General features: G+C 71.9%; 12 protein-coding genes. 4 read left to right on the top strand and 8 right to left on the bottom strand.

Annotation, left to right across the window (positions count from 1 at the left end; all coding sequences use genetic code 11):
- Nucleotides 1-697: alpha/beta fold hydrolase (locus C4U44_RS36165; protein ID WP_103890345.1), on the bottom strand; the 697-nt coding region annotated here is incomplete at its 3' end.
- Between the two features lie 217 nt (nucleotides 698-914).
- On the opposite strand from C4U44_RS36165, the gene C4U44_RS36160 reads away from it, so the two are divergent.
- Nucleotides 915-1,562 (top strand): CGNR zinc finger domain-containing protein, encoded by a 648-nt coding sequence (locus tag C4U44_RS36160; RefSeq protein ID WP_103890330.1) that lies wholly within the window; start codon nucleotides 915-917, stop codon nucleotides 1,560-1,562.
- Between the two features lie 53 nt (nucleotides 1,563-1,615).
- Complete coding sequence (locus C4U44_RS36155; protein ID WP_103890329.1) at nucleotides 1,616-2,407, top strand: inositol monophosphatase family protein; 792 nt, start codon at nucleotides 1,616-1,618, stop codon at nucleotides 2,405-2,407.
- Nucleotides 2,408-2,488: 81 nt separating this feature from the next.
- On the opposite strand, the gene C4U44_RS36150 is transcribed toward C4U44_RS36155, so the two are convergent.
- The gene (locus C4U44_RS36150) at nucleotides 2,489-3,112 is read right to left on the bottom strand and encodes a TetR/AcrR family transcriptional regulator (protein WP_235032613.1); all 624 of its coding nucleotides are present in this window, start codon (nucleotides 3,110-3,112) and stop codon (nucleotides 2,489-2,491) included.
- A gap of 134 nt (nucleotides 3,113-3,246) precedes the next feature.
- On the opposite strand from C4U44_RS36150, the gene C4U44_RS36145 reads away from it, so the two are divergent.
- Nucleotides 3,247-4,269, top strand: a complete 1,023-nt coding sequence (locus tag C4U44_RS36145) for an aldo/keto reductase (RefSeq protein ID WP_103890327.1) — start codon at nucleotides 3,247-3,249, stop codon at nucleotides 4,267-4,269.
- A 64-nt stretch (nucleotides 4,270-4,333) separates the two neighbouring features.
- On the opposite strand, the gene C4U44_RS36140 is transcribed toward C4U44_RS36145, so the two are convergent.
- The 3 genes from C4U44_RS36140 to C4U44_RS36130 form a co-directional block, all read right to left on the bottom strand.
- A complete protein-coding gene (locus C4U44_RS36140; protein WP_103890326.1) occupies nucleotides 4,334-6,094 on the bottom strand; it encodes a serine hydrolase domain-containing protein in 1,761 nt (586 codons plus the stop codon).
- A 191-nt stretch (nucleotides 6,095-6,285) separates the two neighbouring features.
- Nucleotides 6,286-8,745: a SpoIIE family protein phosphatase gene (locus C4U44_RS36135; protein WP_103890325.1), complete on the bottom strand. Its 2,460-nt coding sequence runs from the start codon at nucleotides 8,743-8,745 to the stop codon at nucleotides 6,286-6,288.
- A 162-nt stretch (nucleotides 8,746-8,907) separates the two neighbouring features.
- Complete coding sequence (locus C4U44_RS36130; RefSeq protein ID WP_103890324.1) at nucleotides 8,908-10,035, bottom strand: aromatic ring-hydroxylating oxygenase subunit alpha; 1,128 nt, start codon at nucleotides 10,033-10,035, stop codon at nucleotides 8,908-8,910.
- A 237-nt stretch (nucleotides 10,036-10,272) separates the two neighbouring features.
- Between C4U44_RS36130 and C4U44_RS36125 the strand changes: the two genes are divergently transcribed.
- Nucleotides 10,273-11,343 carry a glycoside hydrolase family 43 protein gene (locus C4U44_RS36125; RefSeq protein WP_103890323.1) on the top strand — a complete coding sequence of 357 codons (1,071 nt, stop codon included), beginning with the start codon at nucleotides 10,273-10,275 and terminating at the stop codon, nucleotides 11,341-11,343.
- 235 nt (nucleotides 11,344-11,578) lie between these two features.
- Here the strand turns inward: C4U44_RS36125 and C4U44_RS36120 are convergent, their stop codons facing one another.
- From C4U44_RS36120 to C4U44_RS36110, 3 genes are all read right to left on the bottom strand, one after another.
- Complete coding sequence (locus C4U44_RS36120; protein ID WP_103890322.1) at nucleotides 11,579-15,613, bottom strand: glycoside hydrolase family 3 C-terminal domain-containing protein; 4,035 nt, start codon at nucleotides 15,611-15,613, stop codon at nucleotides 11,579-11,581.
- 591 nt (nucleotides 15,614-16,204) lie between these two features.
- A complete protein-coding gene (locus C4U44_RS36115; RefSeq protein ID WP_146088427.1) occupies nucleotides 16,205-16,387 on the bottom strand; it encodes a hypothetical protein in 183 nt (60 codons plus the stop codon).
- A gap of 223 nt (nucleotides 16,388-16,610) precedes the next feature.
- A complete protein-coding gene (locus tag C4U44_RS36110) occupies nucleotides 16,611-16,898 on the bottom strand; it encodes a DUF2087 domain-containing protein (RefSeq protein WP_103890320.1) in 288 nt (95 codons plus the stop codon).
- Nucleotides 16,899-16,937 lie beyond the last annotated feature (39 nt).

Raw genomic sequence — 16,937 nt, 5'->3', positions numbered from 1 at the left:
AGATCGCGAGGAGGGGGGGCGTGCTGGTTCGGAAGTACTCCTGGAAGGTGGGGTAGAGGGCGATGTTGTTCTGGTAGTCGAGGAAGAGGTCGAGTTGGATCTCGTCCGCGCCGGGTCGGGCGAGGTAGTGGTTGTCGAGGCTGTAGCCGTCGGGGCTGATCCGGGTCTGGTCCGGGACGCCGTGGGTGTACTGCCAGATGGTGGTTTCGGGCTGGATCATGGTGCGGATCGCTTCGCGGTTGGCTGCGGACGGTTCGTTCCAGTACGTCTGGATCGGGGCCCAGCCGTCGCTCAGGCCTTCCTCGTAGGCGTTGCCGTTCTGGGTGACGATGCCGGTGATTCGTTCGGGGTGGCGGGTTGCGAGGCGGAATCCGACCGGGGCGCCGTAGTCGAAGACGTACAGGGCGAAGTGTTCGAGGTGGAGTTGCTGGGTCAGGTGGTCGATGACGTCGGTGAGGTGCTCGAAGGTGTAGGCGAAGTCTTCGCGGGGCGGCATGGCGGTCTGTCCGAAGCCGGGCAGGTCGGGGGCGATGACGTGGAAGCGGTCGGCGAGCAGGGGGATCAGGTCGCGGAACATGTGGCTGGAGGACGGGAATCCGTGCAGCAGGAGCAGCACGGGGGCATCCGGCGCCCCGGCCTCCCGGTAGAACACCTCGAGACCGTCCACGTCCGCGGTGCGGTACGCGATGTCGACCATGACGTTCACCCTCTTCTTCCTGTTCGGGGCGGCGGCGAGCAGCGGCGCGTGGCCGCGGCCCTTCGTCTGCCGCCCGGTGTGTCGCTGTCCGGGGTAACCACTCTGGCTTGCGTAACGAGGTTATGAGCGGCATCGGTAACTTGTCAACGTGATCCAAGGAGGTTACTGTCGAGAGGTCTCGAAGCAACCGGCACGAAACACGAAAGGGGAGGCGAGGATGGTGCACCGTGCTCCGGCCCTGTTCCTCGCCGACACGCTCGGCCTGGACTTTCTCAACTCGATCGCCACGTCCGGTGACGAGCGGGTCGACTGGATCGGTGACGGCGAGGGCCTGCTGGCCTGGCTGGAGCAGGCCGAACTGGTCGCGCCCATCGCCGTCGCGGCGCTGCGGGAGCAGGCCATGCCCGGCGAGCTCGACGCGGTCGCCGCCCAGGCGCGGAGCCTGCGCGAGGAGTTCCGGTCGTTCGTCCACGCACACAGGGGCCGGCCCCTGGACGCCGCCGCGCTGGCCGAACTCGCGCCGCTCAACCGCCTGCTGGCGCGCGACGAGGGTTATCTCCGGCTCGCCGTCGCGGAGGACGGCGGGGACGGCGGCGCCCCCGCACTCCGGCTGCGGACGGAGCGCCGCTGGCGCTCCCCGGAATCCCTGCTGCTGCCCCTCGGTGAGGCGCTGGCGCGAGTCGTCGGCGAGGAGGACTTCTCCGACGTCAAGGCGTGCGAAGGGCCGGCCTGCACCCTGCTGTTCGCGGATCGCACCCGCGGCCGCGTCCGCAGGTGGTGCAGCATGGCGATCTGCGGCAACCGCGCCAAGCAGGCCGCGCACCGCGACCGGGCCCGTAAGGGCCTAGGCGCGGCACCCGCCTGAGACGGCTCCTGGCGTGCAGGGCCGGGCCAGGCGTCCCCGCTATCCTGCGGGGCATGATCGCTGCGGACCGGGACCTCGACGACACGGCCGTCGCCACGGCGGCGGCGCGCGCCGGGGCGGAGGTGGTGCGCGCGCTGTACGGACGGCGACTCGCCCGCATCGACAAGGGCGCGGGCGACTTCGCCACCACCGCCGACGTCGAGGCGGAGCGGGCGATCCTCGACGTCATCCGCGCCGTGCGGCCCGACGACGGGGTGCTCGGCGAGGAGGGCGGTCGCCGGGGAGCGGCGCGGACCGCGCGCGTGTGGCTCGTCGACCCGCTGTGCGGCACGCTGAACTACGCGTCCGGCGGCATGCTGGTGGCGGTCAACGTGGCGCTTCGCGGCGGCGCGGCGGCGGTGGCCGACCCGTTCGCCGGCGAGGTCTTCGGCACTGACGGCGTGTCCGCGTGGGTCCGGCACGACGGCACCGACATCCCGCTGGCGCCCACCGCCGCCACCCGGCTCGTGGACGTCAATCTCGACCCGCCCTTTCCCGGCGCGCCCGCGTTCCGGGCCGTGGACCTGCTGGCCCACCCCGCGTTCGTCGAGCACTTCCGGCCCCGGGTGGTCTCCACCACCCTCGCGCTGGCCTGGGTCGCCGCGGGCAGGCGCGCCGCGTACGTCACCGACGGCGGCGACCTGTCCGGAAGCGTGCACTTCGCCGCGGGGATCGCCCTGTGCCGGGCGGCCGGCTGCACGGTCACCGGCGTCGACGGCGCCCCGCTCGGACCGGCCGGCCGCGGGCTGGTCGTGGCCGCGGACGGCGGGACCCACGCGCTGCTGATGTCGATGATCCGCGGCTGACCCGCCGAGCCCGACCCGCCGACGCCGGCGCCTCCGGAAGGCCCGCGCCCTCGTGGCCCGTACCCGGTGGGGCCGTTGCGCCTACTGGCCCGCGGTCCGCCCCTGCCGCCGCGGGCCGTTGGAGAGGCCGTCGATCAGGATGCCCACCATGCGGGCGCTGTGCCCCGGGCTCTCGCCGGCTACCGGCAGGCACAGTTGGGCGATCGCGAACATCAGGTCCTTGGCGGCGACGTCGTCGCGGATCTCGCCGTCCGCCGCCGCCGCGTCCAGCAGCGCGGTGAGCGTGGGCGTCAGCGTCTCCAGGAAGTAACCGGGCAGCGCCTCGTAGGCCGGGTCGCCCGAGTGCAGCGCTGAGGCGAGCCCCCGCTTGGTGCCGAGGAGTTCGGTGTACTCCCGCAGCCACGCCGCCAGCGCCGCGGCCGGCTCGTGCGCCGCGCGGAGGCGGGGACCCGCGGCGGCGCAGGCGTCGATGTTGCTCTGCACCACCGCCTTGACGAGGTCGGAGCGCTGGGGGAAGTGGCGGTAGAGCGTCCCCACGCCCACGCCGGCCAGGTCGGTGATCTCCTTCGCCGGCGCGTCGACCCCGGTGGTGTCGAAGACCGTCTTCGCGGCTTCCAGCAGCGCCGTGACGTTGCGCTGCGCGTCGGCGCGCAGCCGGCGCGGCGCGGCCGGGGGACCTGCGGGTGCTGCCGCGTTCTCGGGCACGGGTCTCCTCCTCGGTTGCATAAGCGGAAAGCTTTTCCGTATAGTCGAAATCAAGCGGAAAGCTTTTCCGTTTGGCTCCAGGGTAGGGCATCCCCTCCCGGTGTCCCACCCTGCCCGTCCCTCAGGAGGCAGCCATGCAGTACCGCACCCTCGGCAGCACCGGTATCAGGGTCAGTCCCTACGCCCTGGGCACGCTGATGCTCGCCTCGTCCATCGGCAACCCGGACCACGAGGACTCGATCCGCATGATCCACAAGGCGCTGGACGCGGGGATCAACTTCCTCGACAGCTCCGACGTGTACGGCGACTCCGAGGAGATCGTCGGCAAGGCCCTCAAGGGGCGGCGCGACGACGTCGTCCTGGCGACGAAGTTCGGGCGCCCGATGGGCGACGACCCCAACCGGCAGGGGACGTCGAGGCGCTGGATCATCCAGGCCGTCGAGGGCTCCCTGCGCCGCCTGCAGACCGACCACATCGACCTCTACCAGATCCACCGGATCGACCCCGCCACCGACGTGGAGGAGACCCTCTCCGCGCTGACGGACCTGATCCGCAGCGGAAAGGTGCGGGCGATCGGGACCTCCGCCGCGCCCGCGTCCTACATCGTCGAGGCGCATTGGGCGGCCGAGCGCCGCGGCCTGGAGCGCTTCCGCACCGAGCAGCCGCCCTACTCCCTGCTCAACCGCGGCATCGAGCGCGAAGTGCTGCCACTCGTCCAGCGCCACGGCATGGGCACCCTCGTCTGGGGCCCCCTCGGCCAGGGGCTGCTGACCGGCCGGGTCCGCAGGAACCAGGAGAACGACCTGCGCCGGGTCCCCTTCATGCGGCACGTCAGCGACGAGCACCGCATCGATGTCGTCGAGCGGCTCCTCCCCGTCGCCGCGGAGGCGGGCCTGCCGATGACGCATCTCGCGATGGCCTTCACCATCGCCCACCCCGGTGTGACCAGCGCGATCATCGGACCGCGCACGATGGGCCACCTGGACGACCTGCTCGCCGGCCTCGACGTCGCCCTCGGCGACGACGTCCTCGACCGGATCGATGCGATCGTCCCGCCCGGCACGGACGTCGGCGCCCTGGACCAGGCGTACGTCCCCCCGGCCCTCCAGGACGTGTCCCTGCGCCGCCGCCCGCTCGCCCAGCGCTCCGCCGACTGACCCCGGGGCCACGGCAGACGCGCCGGCGCGCCGTCATCTCGCCCGGTTCGCCGCCCCGATGCGGCTACCGGCCGTCCGGTAGGAACTTCCAGCCGCCGGTCGCGGTCAGGTCGCCGGAACCGGGCACCGGGTGCCCGGAGGTCACCGACAGATGGGCGAGGTCCACGCCGCGGCCCTCGTAGACCGGATCGGTGGTGTAGCGCCAGCGGATCCGGAAGGCGCCCGCCTGCTGCGGCACCGAGGCGTGTACGTGCCACCAGGCGCGTACGGCCTGCCCGGACAGCGAGGTCGGCGTGCCGGGCGGTGCTCCCTCGCCCGTCACGGTCAGCGGCAGCGCCTGCCAGGTGGCGCCGCCGTCCGTGGAGTCCTCGACGGTGAGCAGGTCGGTGGACTCGGTGTTGACGAAGGTCGAGAAGTCGACGTCCACCGGGGCGGACGCGGTCAGCGGGCCGGTGGTCAGGGTGCTGGTGGTGCCGCCGCCCTGGCCGGAGTACCACAGCGGGCCGCCGCCGGGCGCCGAGACCCGCATCGCCTGCGACATCGCCTCGCCGATCGCCCGGCGCGGCGGGTTGGTCGAGGGGGTGTTCCGGGTGGGGTGCACCCGGTTGCTCAACAGGATGACGAACGACCGCGACTGCGGGTCGATGACCAGAGAGGTGCCGGTGAATCCGGTGTGCCCGAGCGTCTGCGGGCCGGACAGGCCGCCCATGTACCAGATCTGGTCGAGCTCGAAGCCCAGGCCGTGCGAGTCGCCGGGGAACGCCTGGTTGAAGTTCTCCTCCATCAGCCGGACGCTGTCCCCGCTGAGGATGCGGTGGCCCCGGTACGTCCCGCCGTTGAGGATCGTCTGGGCCAGCACGGCCAGGTCGTCGACGGTGGAGAAGACGCCCGCGTGGCCGGCCACACCGCCCAGTGCCCAGGCGTTCTCGTCGTGCACCTGGCCCCGGACCATGCCGCGGTCCGGGCTGGTCTGGTACTCGGTCGCCGCGATCCGCGGCAGCTTGCTCGCCGGCGGGTTGTACCCGGTGTCGGTCAGGTGCAGCGGCGCGGTGATGCCCTCGCGCACCAGGGTGTCCAGCGGCTTGCCGGTCACCTCCTCCAGGACCAGCTGCATGCTGAGCATGTTCAGGTCGGAGTACAGGTAGGTGGTGCCCGGCGGGTTGATCGGCTTGGCGTCCAGGATCGCCTTCTCGCGCGAGGCGATGTCGGGGTACCCCTGCCACAGCGACGGCACCGGGTCGGCGTCGAACCCCGAGGTGTGGGTGAGCAGTTCCCGGATGGTGATGTCGCCCTTGCCGTTGGTGGCGAACTCCGGGAGGTAGTGCGCCACGGGGGTGTCCAGGGCGATCCGCCCGGCCGCGAGCTGCTGCATCGCCACGATCGAGGTGAACAGCTTCGACAGCGAGGCCAGGTCGTAGATGGTGTCGGTGCGGGCCGGGATCCACTGGTCCGGGGGCAGCTCGGTGGTGGTGTCGGCGTACTTCACCGCGAAGCCGCCCGCGCTGCGTTCGACCACCACACCGTCGTGCGCCATCAGCGTGGTGGCGCCGGGGAAGAGGTAGCCGGCGCCGGCGCTCGGGTCCTCCCAGCCGGCCATCTGCTGCTCGAAGGCGTCGATCGGTGCCGCGTCCAGCCCCGCGTCGCCCGGGCTTCCGGGCCGCAGCACCGTGCCGGCCGGAGCGAAGCCGGCGGACGGCCGGTCGAACCGGCCGCCGTCCGACCCGTGGGCCGACCCGTGGGCCGGGGCCGCCGCGGCGCCGCCGGCCAGCGAGAGGGTCAGGGTGGTGAGCAGCGCGACGGCTGCCGTCAGAGCGCGAATCCGCATGGGAGCCTTGTCCGTTGGGGCCGACGGGAGGGCGGGCGAGGGGCGGAGCGGGAGCCGGGCCGGGCAGCGCGGGTCACCACGCGGTGATCGGCACCGGTAAGCTACTGACCCTCGGATGCCCGGTCAACCGTCCTGTCCCGTCCGGGTGTTCGGACAGACCGGGTCCCTTGGGCGCGGCGCACCGCGCCGGCCTACCCGGCGGCGTCGATCCGCTGCTCGCACCAGATCGTCTTGCCGTTCCGCGAGTGCCGCGTGCCCCACCGCTGCGTGAGCTGCGCGACCAGCAGCAGTCCGCGCCCTCCCTCGTCCGACAGCCGGGCCCGGCGCATGTGCGGGGCCGTGGTGTTGCTGTCCGACACCTCGCAGATGAGGGTGCGGTCGAGGATGAGCCGCAGGTGGGCGGGGTCGCCGCCGTAGCGGATCGCGTTGGTCACCAGCTCGCTGACGACGAGCTCGCTGACGAAGCCGCGGTCGTCGAGCCCCCACTGCGCGAGGCGTTCGGCGGTCCACGCGCGGGCGTCCGCGACGAACGCGTCCCGCAGCGGGACCTGGAGCTCGGCCACCCGGCCGGGTCCCAGTGCGCGGGTGCGCGCGAGCAGGAGCGTCGCGTCGTCGGCCGGCTTGTGGGGGAGCAGTTCGTGGATCGCGGCCGCGCACAACTCGTCGAGCGGCGCGCGGACGTCGGACAGCGACCGGTACAACTGCGCCTGCGCCTGCGACACGTCCCGGTGGCGCACGTCGAGCAGCCCGTCGGAGTACAACGCGAGCAGCGATCCCTCGGGCAGGCTCAACTCGACACTCTCGAAGGGCAGCCCGCCGACCCCCAGCGGCGGCCCGACGGAGATGTCGGGGACCCACGCCCTGCCATCGGGCGCGACCACCACCGGAGGCGGGTGCCCGGCGGACGCGATGGTGCAGGTCAGGGCGACCGGGTCGTAGACGGCGTACGCGCACGTGGCACCCAGCTCGCCACCGCCGCCGTCCGTGCCGTCGGTGTTCCCGGTGTTCCCGGTGTTCCCGGTGTTCCCGGAGGTCTCGGCGGTCTCGGCGGCCTCCGCGTGCAGGCGGGTCAGCACGTCGTCGAGGTGCGTCAGCAGCTCGTCGGGAGGAAGGTCCACGTCCGCCAGCGTGCGCACCGCCGTCCGCAGCCGCCCCATCGTCGCGGCCGCGTTGATGCCGTGGCCGACGACGTCCCCGAGGACCAGGGCGACCCGCGCGCCGGACAGCGGGATCACGTCGAACCAGTCGCCGCCGACCCCGGCACCGGAACCGGCCGGCAGGTAGCGGCTGGTGGTCTCGACCGCGGTCTGCTTCTTCGGCTGCCCGGGCAGCAGGCTGCGCTGGAGGGTCAGGGCGACGTCGCGCTCCCGCGCGAAGCGGCGGGCGTTGTCCAGGCACACCGCGGCGCGTGAGACGAGCTCCTCGGTGAGCAGCCGGTCGTCCTCGGCGAAGGGGGCCATCCTGCTGCGCAGCAGGACCACCACGCCCAGGATGGTGCCGCGCGCGAGGATCGGCACCACCATGACCGAGTGGTACCGGTGCAGCCGGAACATCGCCGCCCGCTGCGGATCGCGCACCATCCAGTCCTTGATCTCCTGGTCGGAGGTGGTGAGCACCTTGGACCGCCCGGTGGCCATGCACTGCACCGGCGGCGACCCGGCGGGGAGGACGTCCACGTCGCCGGGAGCGCGCAGCGCCTCGGGCGTCCCGGCGCGGAACGACTTGTGGGCCGTCCGCTGCAGCGCGATGCTCCCGGTGAAGGGACCGGGCTCCTCGCCCTGCACCACGTTCTCCAGCAGGTCGACGTGCGCCCAGTCGGCCAGCCGCGGGCACAGCACGTCGACGAGCTCGCGGGCCGTTGCCGGAACGTCGAGTGTCGTCCCGATGCGCGTGCTTCCCTCGTTGAGCAGCGTCAGCCGCTCACGGGCCCGGCGGTGCTCGGTGACGTCGGTGAACGTCGAGCACACGCCGATCGTGCGCCCCACTTCGTCCGCCAGCGGCCCGGCCGCCCCGATGAGGACCCGCGCACGGTCCGGTGAGCCCGCCAGGCGTCCCCGTACGTCGCCGCGCGGCACCTCCGTGCCGTTCTCGGCCGCCTCGCGCAGCCGCTGCTCCCACGCGGTCCCGCCGGGACCCAGCAGGACCTCGGAAGGACGCGTCCTGCGGCGCTCGTCGTCGGACAGCCCGGTCAGCCGGGCCATCGCGGCGGTCTGGCGCAGGCACCGCAGGTCCACCGTGTAGACGCTGAGCGCGATCGGCGAGCTCTCGTAGAGCCAGCGCAGCAGTGCCGCGTCGACCTCGTCCACCCGCTCGGTCGCCTCCGGCGCCAGCGAGACCACCGTCCACGGCCCGTCACGGCCGGTCACCGCGATCCGGCAGGCGTGCACGCGCAGCGGCAGCGCCCCCTGCGGCCGGGCGAACTCCAGCAGCCCGGTCCACTCCGCGGGCTGCTGGAGTTCGCCCGGGCCGTACCAGGGCGGAAGCGCGGATCCGGCCAGGATGCCCTGGATCCGGCGCCCGACGGCGTCCTTCGCGTGGCGGCCCAGCAGGGACTCCGCGCGGCGCGTCCAAGCGGTGAGCACTCCATCGCGGTCGGTCGCGAGAAGCACGCCGTACGGTGCATCGGCCGGGGTGGTGTCGTAGGTCCTCATGTCGCTGCTTTGCGCTGAGGGGGAGAGGCAGCAGCTCATCCGTCCTTGCTCCCAGTGTGCGCCTTGAGAGCGGTGCATGTCTGGTGCGGCGCATGTCTGGTGCCCGGGGAACGGTGCGCACGCCGTCGCCGGCAGCAGGGCGCCCTGCCGCGCCTCAGTACGTCAGGAGGTCGCCGCCGGCACGCAGGACGACGGGGTGGTGCCGCACCCTCCGACGTTCTCCCGCAGCGGCGTGCCGTTGGCGCGCAGCACCTTCCGCAGGTCCAGGATCACCGGGAAGATCTCGTGGTTGCGGTCCTCGCCCTGCTCGTCCCACGCGCGCTGCTCGGCCTCGACGGCCGTCCGGTCCTCGGCGAAGATCCGCTCGGTGAAGCGCCGGATCAGCGGCCAGGCGAGGGTGAGTGCACCCGACAGCCGGGGCTTCTGGATCATCAGCAGGCCGTGGACGTGGCAGGTGCGCTGGGCGGCGTCCGCCGGAACGTAGGCCGCCCACAGCGAGAAGGCCGGCCGGTCCGCGCCCTCCGGCACCAACTGGAGGGTCTGGTACGGGTACTCCGTGCGGATGGTGAGGACGTCCGAGGACCCCCGGTTCCCCAGCCCCTCGGCCGACAGCAGTCCGGCGCCCCGGTCCTTCTTGCCGCCGCCCGGGGTGAACAGGTACCGCGCCTCGACGAACCGCGCCCCGCTCTCGTAGCCGAGCAGTTCCGGGTGGATGCGGCCGAGGACGCCGCGGTGCAGGAACTGGTGGTTCATGTCGAGCAGGTTCTCGTGCATGAAGGAGTAGTGGCAGCGCACCGTGCGCGAGAACCGCATGGTCCGGTGGGTGGGCGAGCCGGCCTCGGGCAGGTCCGGCATCGGCGTGCCGGCGGCCTTCGCGGGGTCGCCCGGGAAGACGAACACCAGGCCGTGCGCCTCCCGGGTCGGGTAGGCGCGTACTCCGCGCGGCGGCCGCGCCGCGCCCTTGGACAGGTACGGGATCTGCGAGATGCGGCCGTCTCCCCGATAGGCCCACGCGTGGTAGCAGCAGCGCAGCGTCTCGCCCTCGACGACGCCCATGCTCAGCGGCACCTGCCGGTGCGCGCAGCGGTCCTCCAGCGCGTGCACCTCGCCCTTGTCGCCGCGGTAGACCGCGATCCGCTCGCCGGCGAACGCCGCGGCGACCACCGCGTTCCGCTGGACGCTGCGGGAGGCGACGACCGGGTACCAGGCGTCGGGGTGGATCCCGACACGGCGCAGGTCCGTCGGCCGGGGCGACCGGCCCTTGTCCTGGGCGGGCTCTGTCTCGATCACGCGCTTCTCCCTCGCGACTGGCGACGCGTACGGGTTGCTCTCGAACCTCTGTGATCAGCCTTGGCCGTCCTTCCCCTGCTGTCGAACCCACTGCAGCATTCGGCGGACCCGGCCGGAGGAAGACCGACGGGATTGACGTGTACACGGTCATTGGGGATGCTGGCGGGAATGTGCGGCCACGGTCGGCGTTCCCCCGCCGCCCGGCGTCGCAGCGGAGGCCGAGGAGGGAACGGGACGATGAAGCTGCTGCGAAATCTCCACGGCGCCACGACCCTCGCCCTGTGCGCTGCCCTGGCCGCGGTGCTCTCGGTGCTGTGCCCCGCCTCCGCCCGGGCGTCCCAGACCACCATCCACAACGCCGACCCGAGCGTGATCAGGGTCGGCGGCACCTACATCTCGGCGGAGTCGTCCGGCGGCGGCATCGCCGTGCGGGAGGCGTCCTCACCCGACGCCCTCGGCGCGGCGAGCGCCCGGACGGTCTGGTCGGACACCAAGGACCGCGGCGAGGTGTGGGCCCCGGAGATCGTGGTGGACGGCGGCCGCTACTACATCTACTTCACGGCCGGCACCGGACCGGCCCACCGGATGTACGTGATCAGCTCCGCCGCCGCGAACAGCGGGTACGGCGCCGAGACCGAACTGGCCCTGCCGGACGACAAGTGGGCCATCGACGGCACCATGTTCACGTTCAACGGGCAGCGCTGGTTCGTCTGGTCGGGCTGGGCCGGTGACACCAATGTCGAGCAGAACCTCTATATCGCGCGGATGAGCAGCCCCACCCAGCCGACCGGCGCGCGCTCCATCATCTCGCAGCCGCGCGAGGGCTGGGAGCGGGTCGTCGGCAACCCCTACATCAACGAGGCGCCCGCGGCCATCAAGGACCCCAACGGCCAGTTGCACATCGTCTACTCCGCCAACGGGAGCTGGAGCAGCGAGTACTGCATGGCCGACCTGCGGCTGAGAGCCGGCGGCGACCCCACGTACGTCTGGGACTGGTACAAGTCGAACGGCTGCCTGTTCGGCTCCGACGCCGCCACGATGATGCCGGGCTGGGACCCGACCCTCCACGTCAACGGTCCCGGCAGCCACAGCTTCGTCCTGCTCGACGGCGACATCGGCACCAGCCCGCCGGCCGGCCCGACGTTCCCCCTGATGTTCACCGCGGTCCCCAAGGGAACCACCTACTCCTGGGCCAACCGCTACTGGTTCACCGGCAGTTTCTGCTGGTGGGGCAACACCACCTACACCCGGGCGAACGTCCCCGGCGCGACCAGCGACACCGGCTGGGGCCTGAAGTTCTTCGAGTAGGCCCCGCGCAGGGCCACCGCGATCCCACCCGCCCGGCCCGGACGGCGCCGCCACGTCCCGGCCACCGGTCCATCCGGGCCGCGGGACTGTCCCGCGGAGCGCGACCCCGGACCGCCTCGCCCAGGCGGCCCGCGCGCACGAAAGAGCCGCCCGACGCTCCCCGGGACCGGTGGAGGGTCCCGGGGAACGCCGGGCGGCCGCGCTCCGCCGCGCCGCGCGGAGCAGGTGCGGCAGGCTACGAAGCGCTCGCCGGCATCAGCTGCGCCATGTCGAAGCCGGCGACGTCCTTGCTGGTGCCGATGCCCTCACCCCACTGCGTGTAGCCCTTGCGGACCCCGTTGTCCTTGTCGTTGACGTCCAGCGAGAAGGAGAACACGGTGTTCGCCTCGGGCTGCACCGAGGTGAGGTCGCTCCACGGCAGCGCCAGCTCGTACAGGGTGGTGTGGGTGGCCTCGTCCCTGGTGACGCTGACGTGCGCGTTGGTCACCTGGCCGCTGCCCTCGCTCGGGGCGATCCACCGGTACAGCTGGGAGCCGACCGAGGTGAGCGCGGCTCCGTACTCGTAGTGGCCGTTGACCGAGGCGGTGCTCTCCGAGGCCGACGAGCCCGGCACCCCCGAGGTGGCGGCCAGTTGGAGGCTGTCGCCCTGCCAGATGTCGGCACCGGTCGCGGGCTGGGAGAGCACGTCGTCGGTCAGGTCGGCCGTGACGTAGAGGTTCGAGGAGTCCCAGTCGAGCCACACCTTGCCCGACAGGTCGGAGTCCCCGCCGTACGGCTGGGAGCCGTCCAGGGATTCCCACTGGCCGTCGGCCGTGGTGGACAGGTCCACCGCGGGGCCGTCCTGGACCTGGGACAGGTCCCACGACGTGCCCAGGCTCTTGTTCACCACGGGCAGGAACGTGACGTGCCCGGAGAAGGCCTCCGAGGACAGGTCACCGGAGATCGCGCTGGTCACCGTGAAGGGGTACTGCTTGGCGAAGGTGATGTCCTTCACCGGCACGTCCACCGTGGCCGTCGCCTGGGGGGCGATGGTCGCGCTGACGGGCTGCGTCCCCGACTCGCTGCCGAGCTTCCAGTCGACCCCCGTCACCGTGGTGGCGGTGTCCGACGGGTTGTTCAGGACCACCTTGAGCGAACCGGCCGCCGGGCTGGTCCCGGTCACCACCGGGGTGACCTGCTCCGGGGTGGCGCCCGAGGTGACCGTCAGCGTGCTGACCGCGGCCTCGGTGAACGCACCGGCCCCGCCGGTGAACTCCGCCGCCGCGTCGAGTTCCGCCTTGGTCCCCGGACTCGCCGTGCTCGGCACCTGGACGCTCCAGGTCGCCGTCACCTTCTGGCCGGGAGCCACATGGGACACCGACACCGGTGAGGTCGCCTTCGCCGTCCAGCCGCTCGGCGGGGTCAGGCTCACCGAGAGGTCGCGGGCCTCGCGCGTGTCGGTGTTGGTGAAGGTGGCGGTCGCGGTGATCGTGGTGTTCGGCTTCACGATGCCGGCCGCCTGCACGCCGAACGGGTCCTGCACCACCACCGGCGTGCTGCCGGTCACGCCGTCCACCGTCACCTCGATCGAGGCGGCGCCGGGTGCGTGCATGGTGACCTTGCCGTCCTTTCCGACCGTGGCGACCCGCGGGTCGCTGGAGCGGTAGGTGACGTGGGCCCGGGACAGGTCGGCGAACGACTGGTCGCTCTCCGCCGCCTCGACGATGTGGTCCGCGCTCGCGTGGGTCTGCTCCAGCGAGGAGTCCGTGTCGGGGGCGATCCACGGGTTGGAGCCCGTCAGGTCCAGCGAGTCACCGGGCTTGAAGGCCACCTGGTCGGGCTGGACGGTGACCGACTGCACCCGCGGCGTCAGGGCGCCGTGCACCTTCACCGTGGCGGAGCCGGCCACGGTCGCGGAGTCGGGCCCGACCCGGAACTGGTAGGCGCCGTCGTGGACGACCTGCTTCAGGGTGTCCTCGTCCCACTGGGAGAGGTCGGAGACCTTGACGGACAGCGTGATGTGCTGGCTGTGCCCGGGGGCGAGCACCGCCGTCTTCTTGAAGCCCGCCAGCTGCTCCTTCGGCAACTCCACGCCGGGCACGGTGAACTGCGGCGCCGCGTAGAGCTGGGCGACCGTCGAACCCGCGACCTTGCCGGTGTTGGTGACGTCGAAGCCGACCTTCACCGTCCCGTCGGCCGAGACCGAACCCGATCCGACCCGGACCTTCGAGTACGCGAAATCGGAGTAGGACAGGCCGTAGCCGAACGGGTAGGTCGGCTTGCCGGTGAAGTACATGTACGTACGGCCGAGCCCGCCGGTCTCCGACGGGGTGAGGCCGTAGTTGTCCATCGACGGGAGCTGCGAGTCGCCGGCGAACCAGGTGAAGTCCAGGTGCCCGGCCGGGTTCTGCTGCCCGAACAGCACCTGGGCGAGCGCGGTGCCCTGGCTCTGCCCGTTGTAGCCGCTGAACACGATCGCCGGGAAGTCCTTCTGGGCCGCCTGGATGTCGTACGGGCCGTCGGCCTGCATGACCATCGCCGTGCGGGGGTTGCCCAGCGCGGAGACCTGGCTGATCAGCGAGTCGTAGTTGCCGGGCAGGGTCAGCGCCGACCGGTCGGTGCCCTCGTCGGCCACGCCCAGGTCCGAACCGACCACCACGATCACCAGGTCCGCCGTCTTGATCGCGGACTGGGTGGCGGCCGAGCACGCCGCGGGCGCGGTCGCCGTCGTCGAGGTGCCGCAGGCGTCGAAGGTGACCGTCGCCGACGGGTGGGCCGCCTTGACCGCCGCGGTGATCCCCTGCACGGGGCTGACCGTGTGCGACGGCTTGCCCGAGTAGCCGCCCAGCGTCGTGGAGTTGGCGAGGTTGCCCACGATGACGACGTTGTCCAGCTTGGCCGGGTTCGCCGGCAGCAGCGGGGCGGAGGTTCCCGCGACCTTGTCGTTCTGCAGCAGCACCAGGTCGTTCGCCGCGACCTTCTCGGCCAGCGCCTGGTGGGCGGGCGACTCGATCTGGTCCTTGGTGATGCCGGTGTAGGCGACCTTGCCCGCCGGGTCGAACTCGCCGGTCTCCATGCGGGTGGTGAACAGCTTCGTCAGCGCGCTGTCGATCACGCCCTGCGACAGCAGCCCCAGCGAGATCGACGCGTCGATGTTCTGCGTGGTCAACTCCCCACCGGCGCAGTTCAGCTGGGTGCCGGCCCGCAGCGCGAACGCCTGGCCGCCCGCCGCGGCGGAGATCTGCTTGCCGGTGCTGGTGTTGGTCCACGTCGTGCCGTTGGTGGTCCACCCCGGCGGTGCCCAGTCGTGGCTGCCGGAGGAGTAGACGTCACCGACCGCACCGCAGTCGGACGTGGTGTACCCGCCGAACCCGTAGGTCGCCTGCAGCAGTTCGTTCACCGTGTAGGTGTCCGCGGGCGCCGGCGTGCCGTTCACCGCGTTGTACGACGTCATGATGCCGGACACGTGGGAGTCCTCGACCAGGCCGGCGAACTGCTTGGTGTAGTAGTCCCTGATGTTCGCGTCGGTGGTGTTCGCGCTCTGGGTGTGCCGGCTGTTCTCGTCGTTGTTCAGCGCGTAGTGCTTGGCGGTCGCCGCGACCTTCAGGTACGGGGTCATCGGCTTGCCGGTGATCGTCTCCCCCTGGTACCCGTCGACGAACGCGCCGGCCATCGTGGACGCCAGGTCGGTGTCCTCGCCGAACGACTCGTTGGTCCGGCCCCAGCGCGGGTCGCGGTCCATGTTGACGGTCGGCGCCCAGAAGGTGAGGTCGCCGTAGTCCGAGGCGGACGGGCCGAGGTTGTTCTGGCCCGTGCCCCAGAGCGACTTGTCGAGGAATCCACGGGCCTCGTCCGAGATCGCGGTGGTCTCCTGGTAGGTCAGCTCCGGGTCCCAGGACATGGTCGACGCGAAGTTCACCGGGAAGCTCGTCGCTGTCACGTCGAGCTCGCCCTGCCCGCCCGCCGCCGTGTCGGCGCCGAGCCGGTTGATGCCGTGCTGGCCCTCGCTCCAGTAGGTGTAGCGCTGGACTCCCAGCCGCGGGATGGCCGGCGCGTCGTTGGTCTGCAGTTGTCCGACCTTCTCGGCCGGCGTCATCCGCGACACCAGGTCGGCCGCCCGCTCGGCGAACGAGTAGTGGGTGTCGAGGTAGATCGGTGCCGTCGACGCGGCGGACCCCTGCGTGGCCTTCGGGCTCGCCTGCGCCACCGCGGGCACCCCGACGACCACGCTCACCGCTATCGCTGCGGCGAGCCCCCGTCCGGCTGATGATCTGAGTCTTCGGGAGTGCATCGTTGTCTCCTTCACGTCACGCGCCGCGGCCGGGACCGGGCCGGCGCCGCGGGCGAGGCCATGGCGGCCCGACCGGGGAGCTGACATCGTTGTCCCCTTCACTCACGACGCACGAGCACCGCGACTGCCCACGGGCTGATGAAAACTCGCTCAGCCACTATTTAGCTTGCTATGAACAAAAGTCAAGGATTCTGTCAGCGCCGAACCGCCCCCGGACGACGCATCAGATCACGGCTTTCACAAGGGGTTTCGGCGAATCGCAGGTCCGATCCGGGCGTTTGGCCCGTCGGGCCCAATATGACTAAATGTGGTCGGTGGCCCCGGTCCCGTCCCGGCCGGACCCAGCCGTGCCCGGAGCGCGTGTCGTAGGCCGTCGGGCCCGTGAACTGCGGCACTGCTGAGGCGGTCGCGAGTGCTCGGGTGTTGCGCCCAGTGTCGTGACGGAGGTCGTCGCCTCCGGCGTCGGGGGTATTCTGGTGGCGGCCGTCAGGCGATATTTTTGACTGAAATCGTCGAAAGTCCGTCGGAAGTCGCCCGGAAGTCCCCTGACAAACGTGCCGGGAATTCAGGGGTCGGGGATCTCGGAGGCGGCTATTGGGCGCCGTCCTCGAACCGCCGGTCCAGGAAGTCGATCAGGCGCGCTTCCGAACGCGCCAGGGACTCGCGCTGCTCGCGAGGGAGCGAGGCGAGGGCGTCGACCAGGACCCGCCGCCGCGGGACGTGCACCATGGCGCCGGAGTAGATCCGGCAGTGGTGGCACCAGGCGAATCCCACGCACCGCTCGAACAAGGAGGATTCGGGCGGGTGGAAGCGGTACTGGTACGAGCGGACCGGCGTGCGGCAGTCCGGGCAGATCCGCCGGTCCCCGTCCGGAATGGTCTGCCAGGTGCCGACGTCGAGCCAGCCCCGGCGACCGCGCTGTGCTCTTCAAATCGTCATGCCGGGCATGGTCCCACCCCCGGCAGCCGGTCGGAAGGAGCCGGTCGGAAGGAGACGGTCAGGCCGGCCGGCGGTAGGTGAGGCAGTCGCGCGTGCGGCTGAGATGGCCCGCCTCGACCAGGTACCGGCGCAGGGCCGCGCAGTCGTCGTGAACGGTGCGCAGCGCGTCGTTCACCTCGGACTCGGTGTACGCGCGGCCGGGGGTGAACAGGGTCGCGGTGAGGTGCCGCAGCAACTGCTCGCGGCGTGCGGCCCGGCGCGGGATCGCGGTCAGGCGGCCGTGGGAGAACAGCGCGGTCACGGAGTGCGCGGTCCCGGGGTCTTCGCGGTGCGGGTGCTCAGGCATGCGGACGAGCGTCCCGCCGGAGACGGGTGGATCGCAACG

It is taken from the genome of Actinacidiphila yanglinensis (assembly GCF_900107965.1).
GTDB classification, from domain to species: Bacteria; Actinomycetota; Actinomycetes; order Streptomycetales; family Streptomycetaceae; genus Actinacidiphila; species Actinacidiphila yanglinensis.
This window is presented reverse-complemented; position numbering and strand designations above follow the sequence as displayed.

What these genes read in the sequence shown, in the direction of transcription:
- C4U44_RS36110 (WP_103890320.1), bottom strand. Translation starts at nt 16,898, where the DNA reads ATGCCTGAGCACCCGCACCGCGAAGACCCCGGGACCGCGCACTCCGTG.
- C4U44_RS36160 (WP_103890330.1), top strand. Translation starts at nt 915, where the DNA reads ATGGTGCACCGTGCTCCGGCCCTGTTCCTCGCCGACACGCTCGGCCTG.
- C4U44_RS36125 (WP_103890323.1), top strand. Translation starts at nt 10,273, where the DNA reads ATGAAGCTGCTGCGAAATCTCCACGGCGCCACGACCCTCGCCCTGTGC.
- C4U44_RS36140 (WP_103890326.1), bottom strand. Translation starts at nt 6,094, where the DNA reads ATGCGGATTCGCGCTCTGACGGCAGCCGTCGCGCTGCTCACCACCCTG.
- C4U44_RS36135 (WP_103890325.1), bottom strand. Translation starts at nt 8,745, where the DNA reads ATGAGGACCTACGACACCACCCCGGCCGATGCACCGTACGGCGTGCTT.
- C4U44_RS36145 (WP_103890327.1), top strand. Translation starts at nt 3,247, where the DNA reads ATGCAGTACCGCACCCTCGGCAGCACCGGTATCAGGGTCAGTCCCTAC.
- C4U44_RS36155 (WP_103890329.1), top strand. Translation starts at nt 1,616, where the DNA reads ATGATCGCTGCGGACCGGGACCTCGACGACACGGCCGTCGCCACGGCG.
- C4U44_RS36120 (WP_103890322.1), bottom strand. Translation starts at nt 15,613, where the DNA reads ATGCACTCCCGAAGACTCAGATCATCAGCCGGACGGGGGCTCGCCGCA.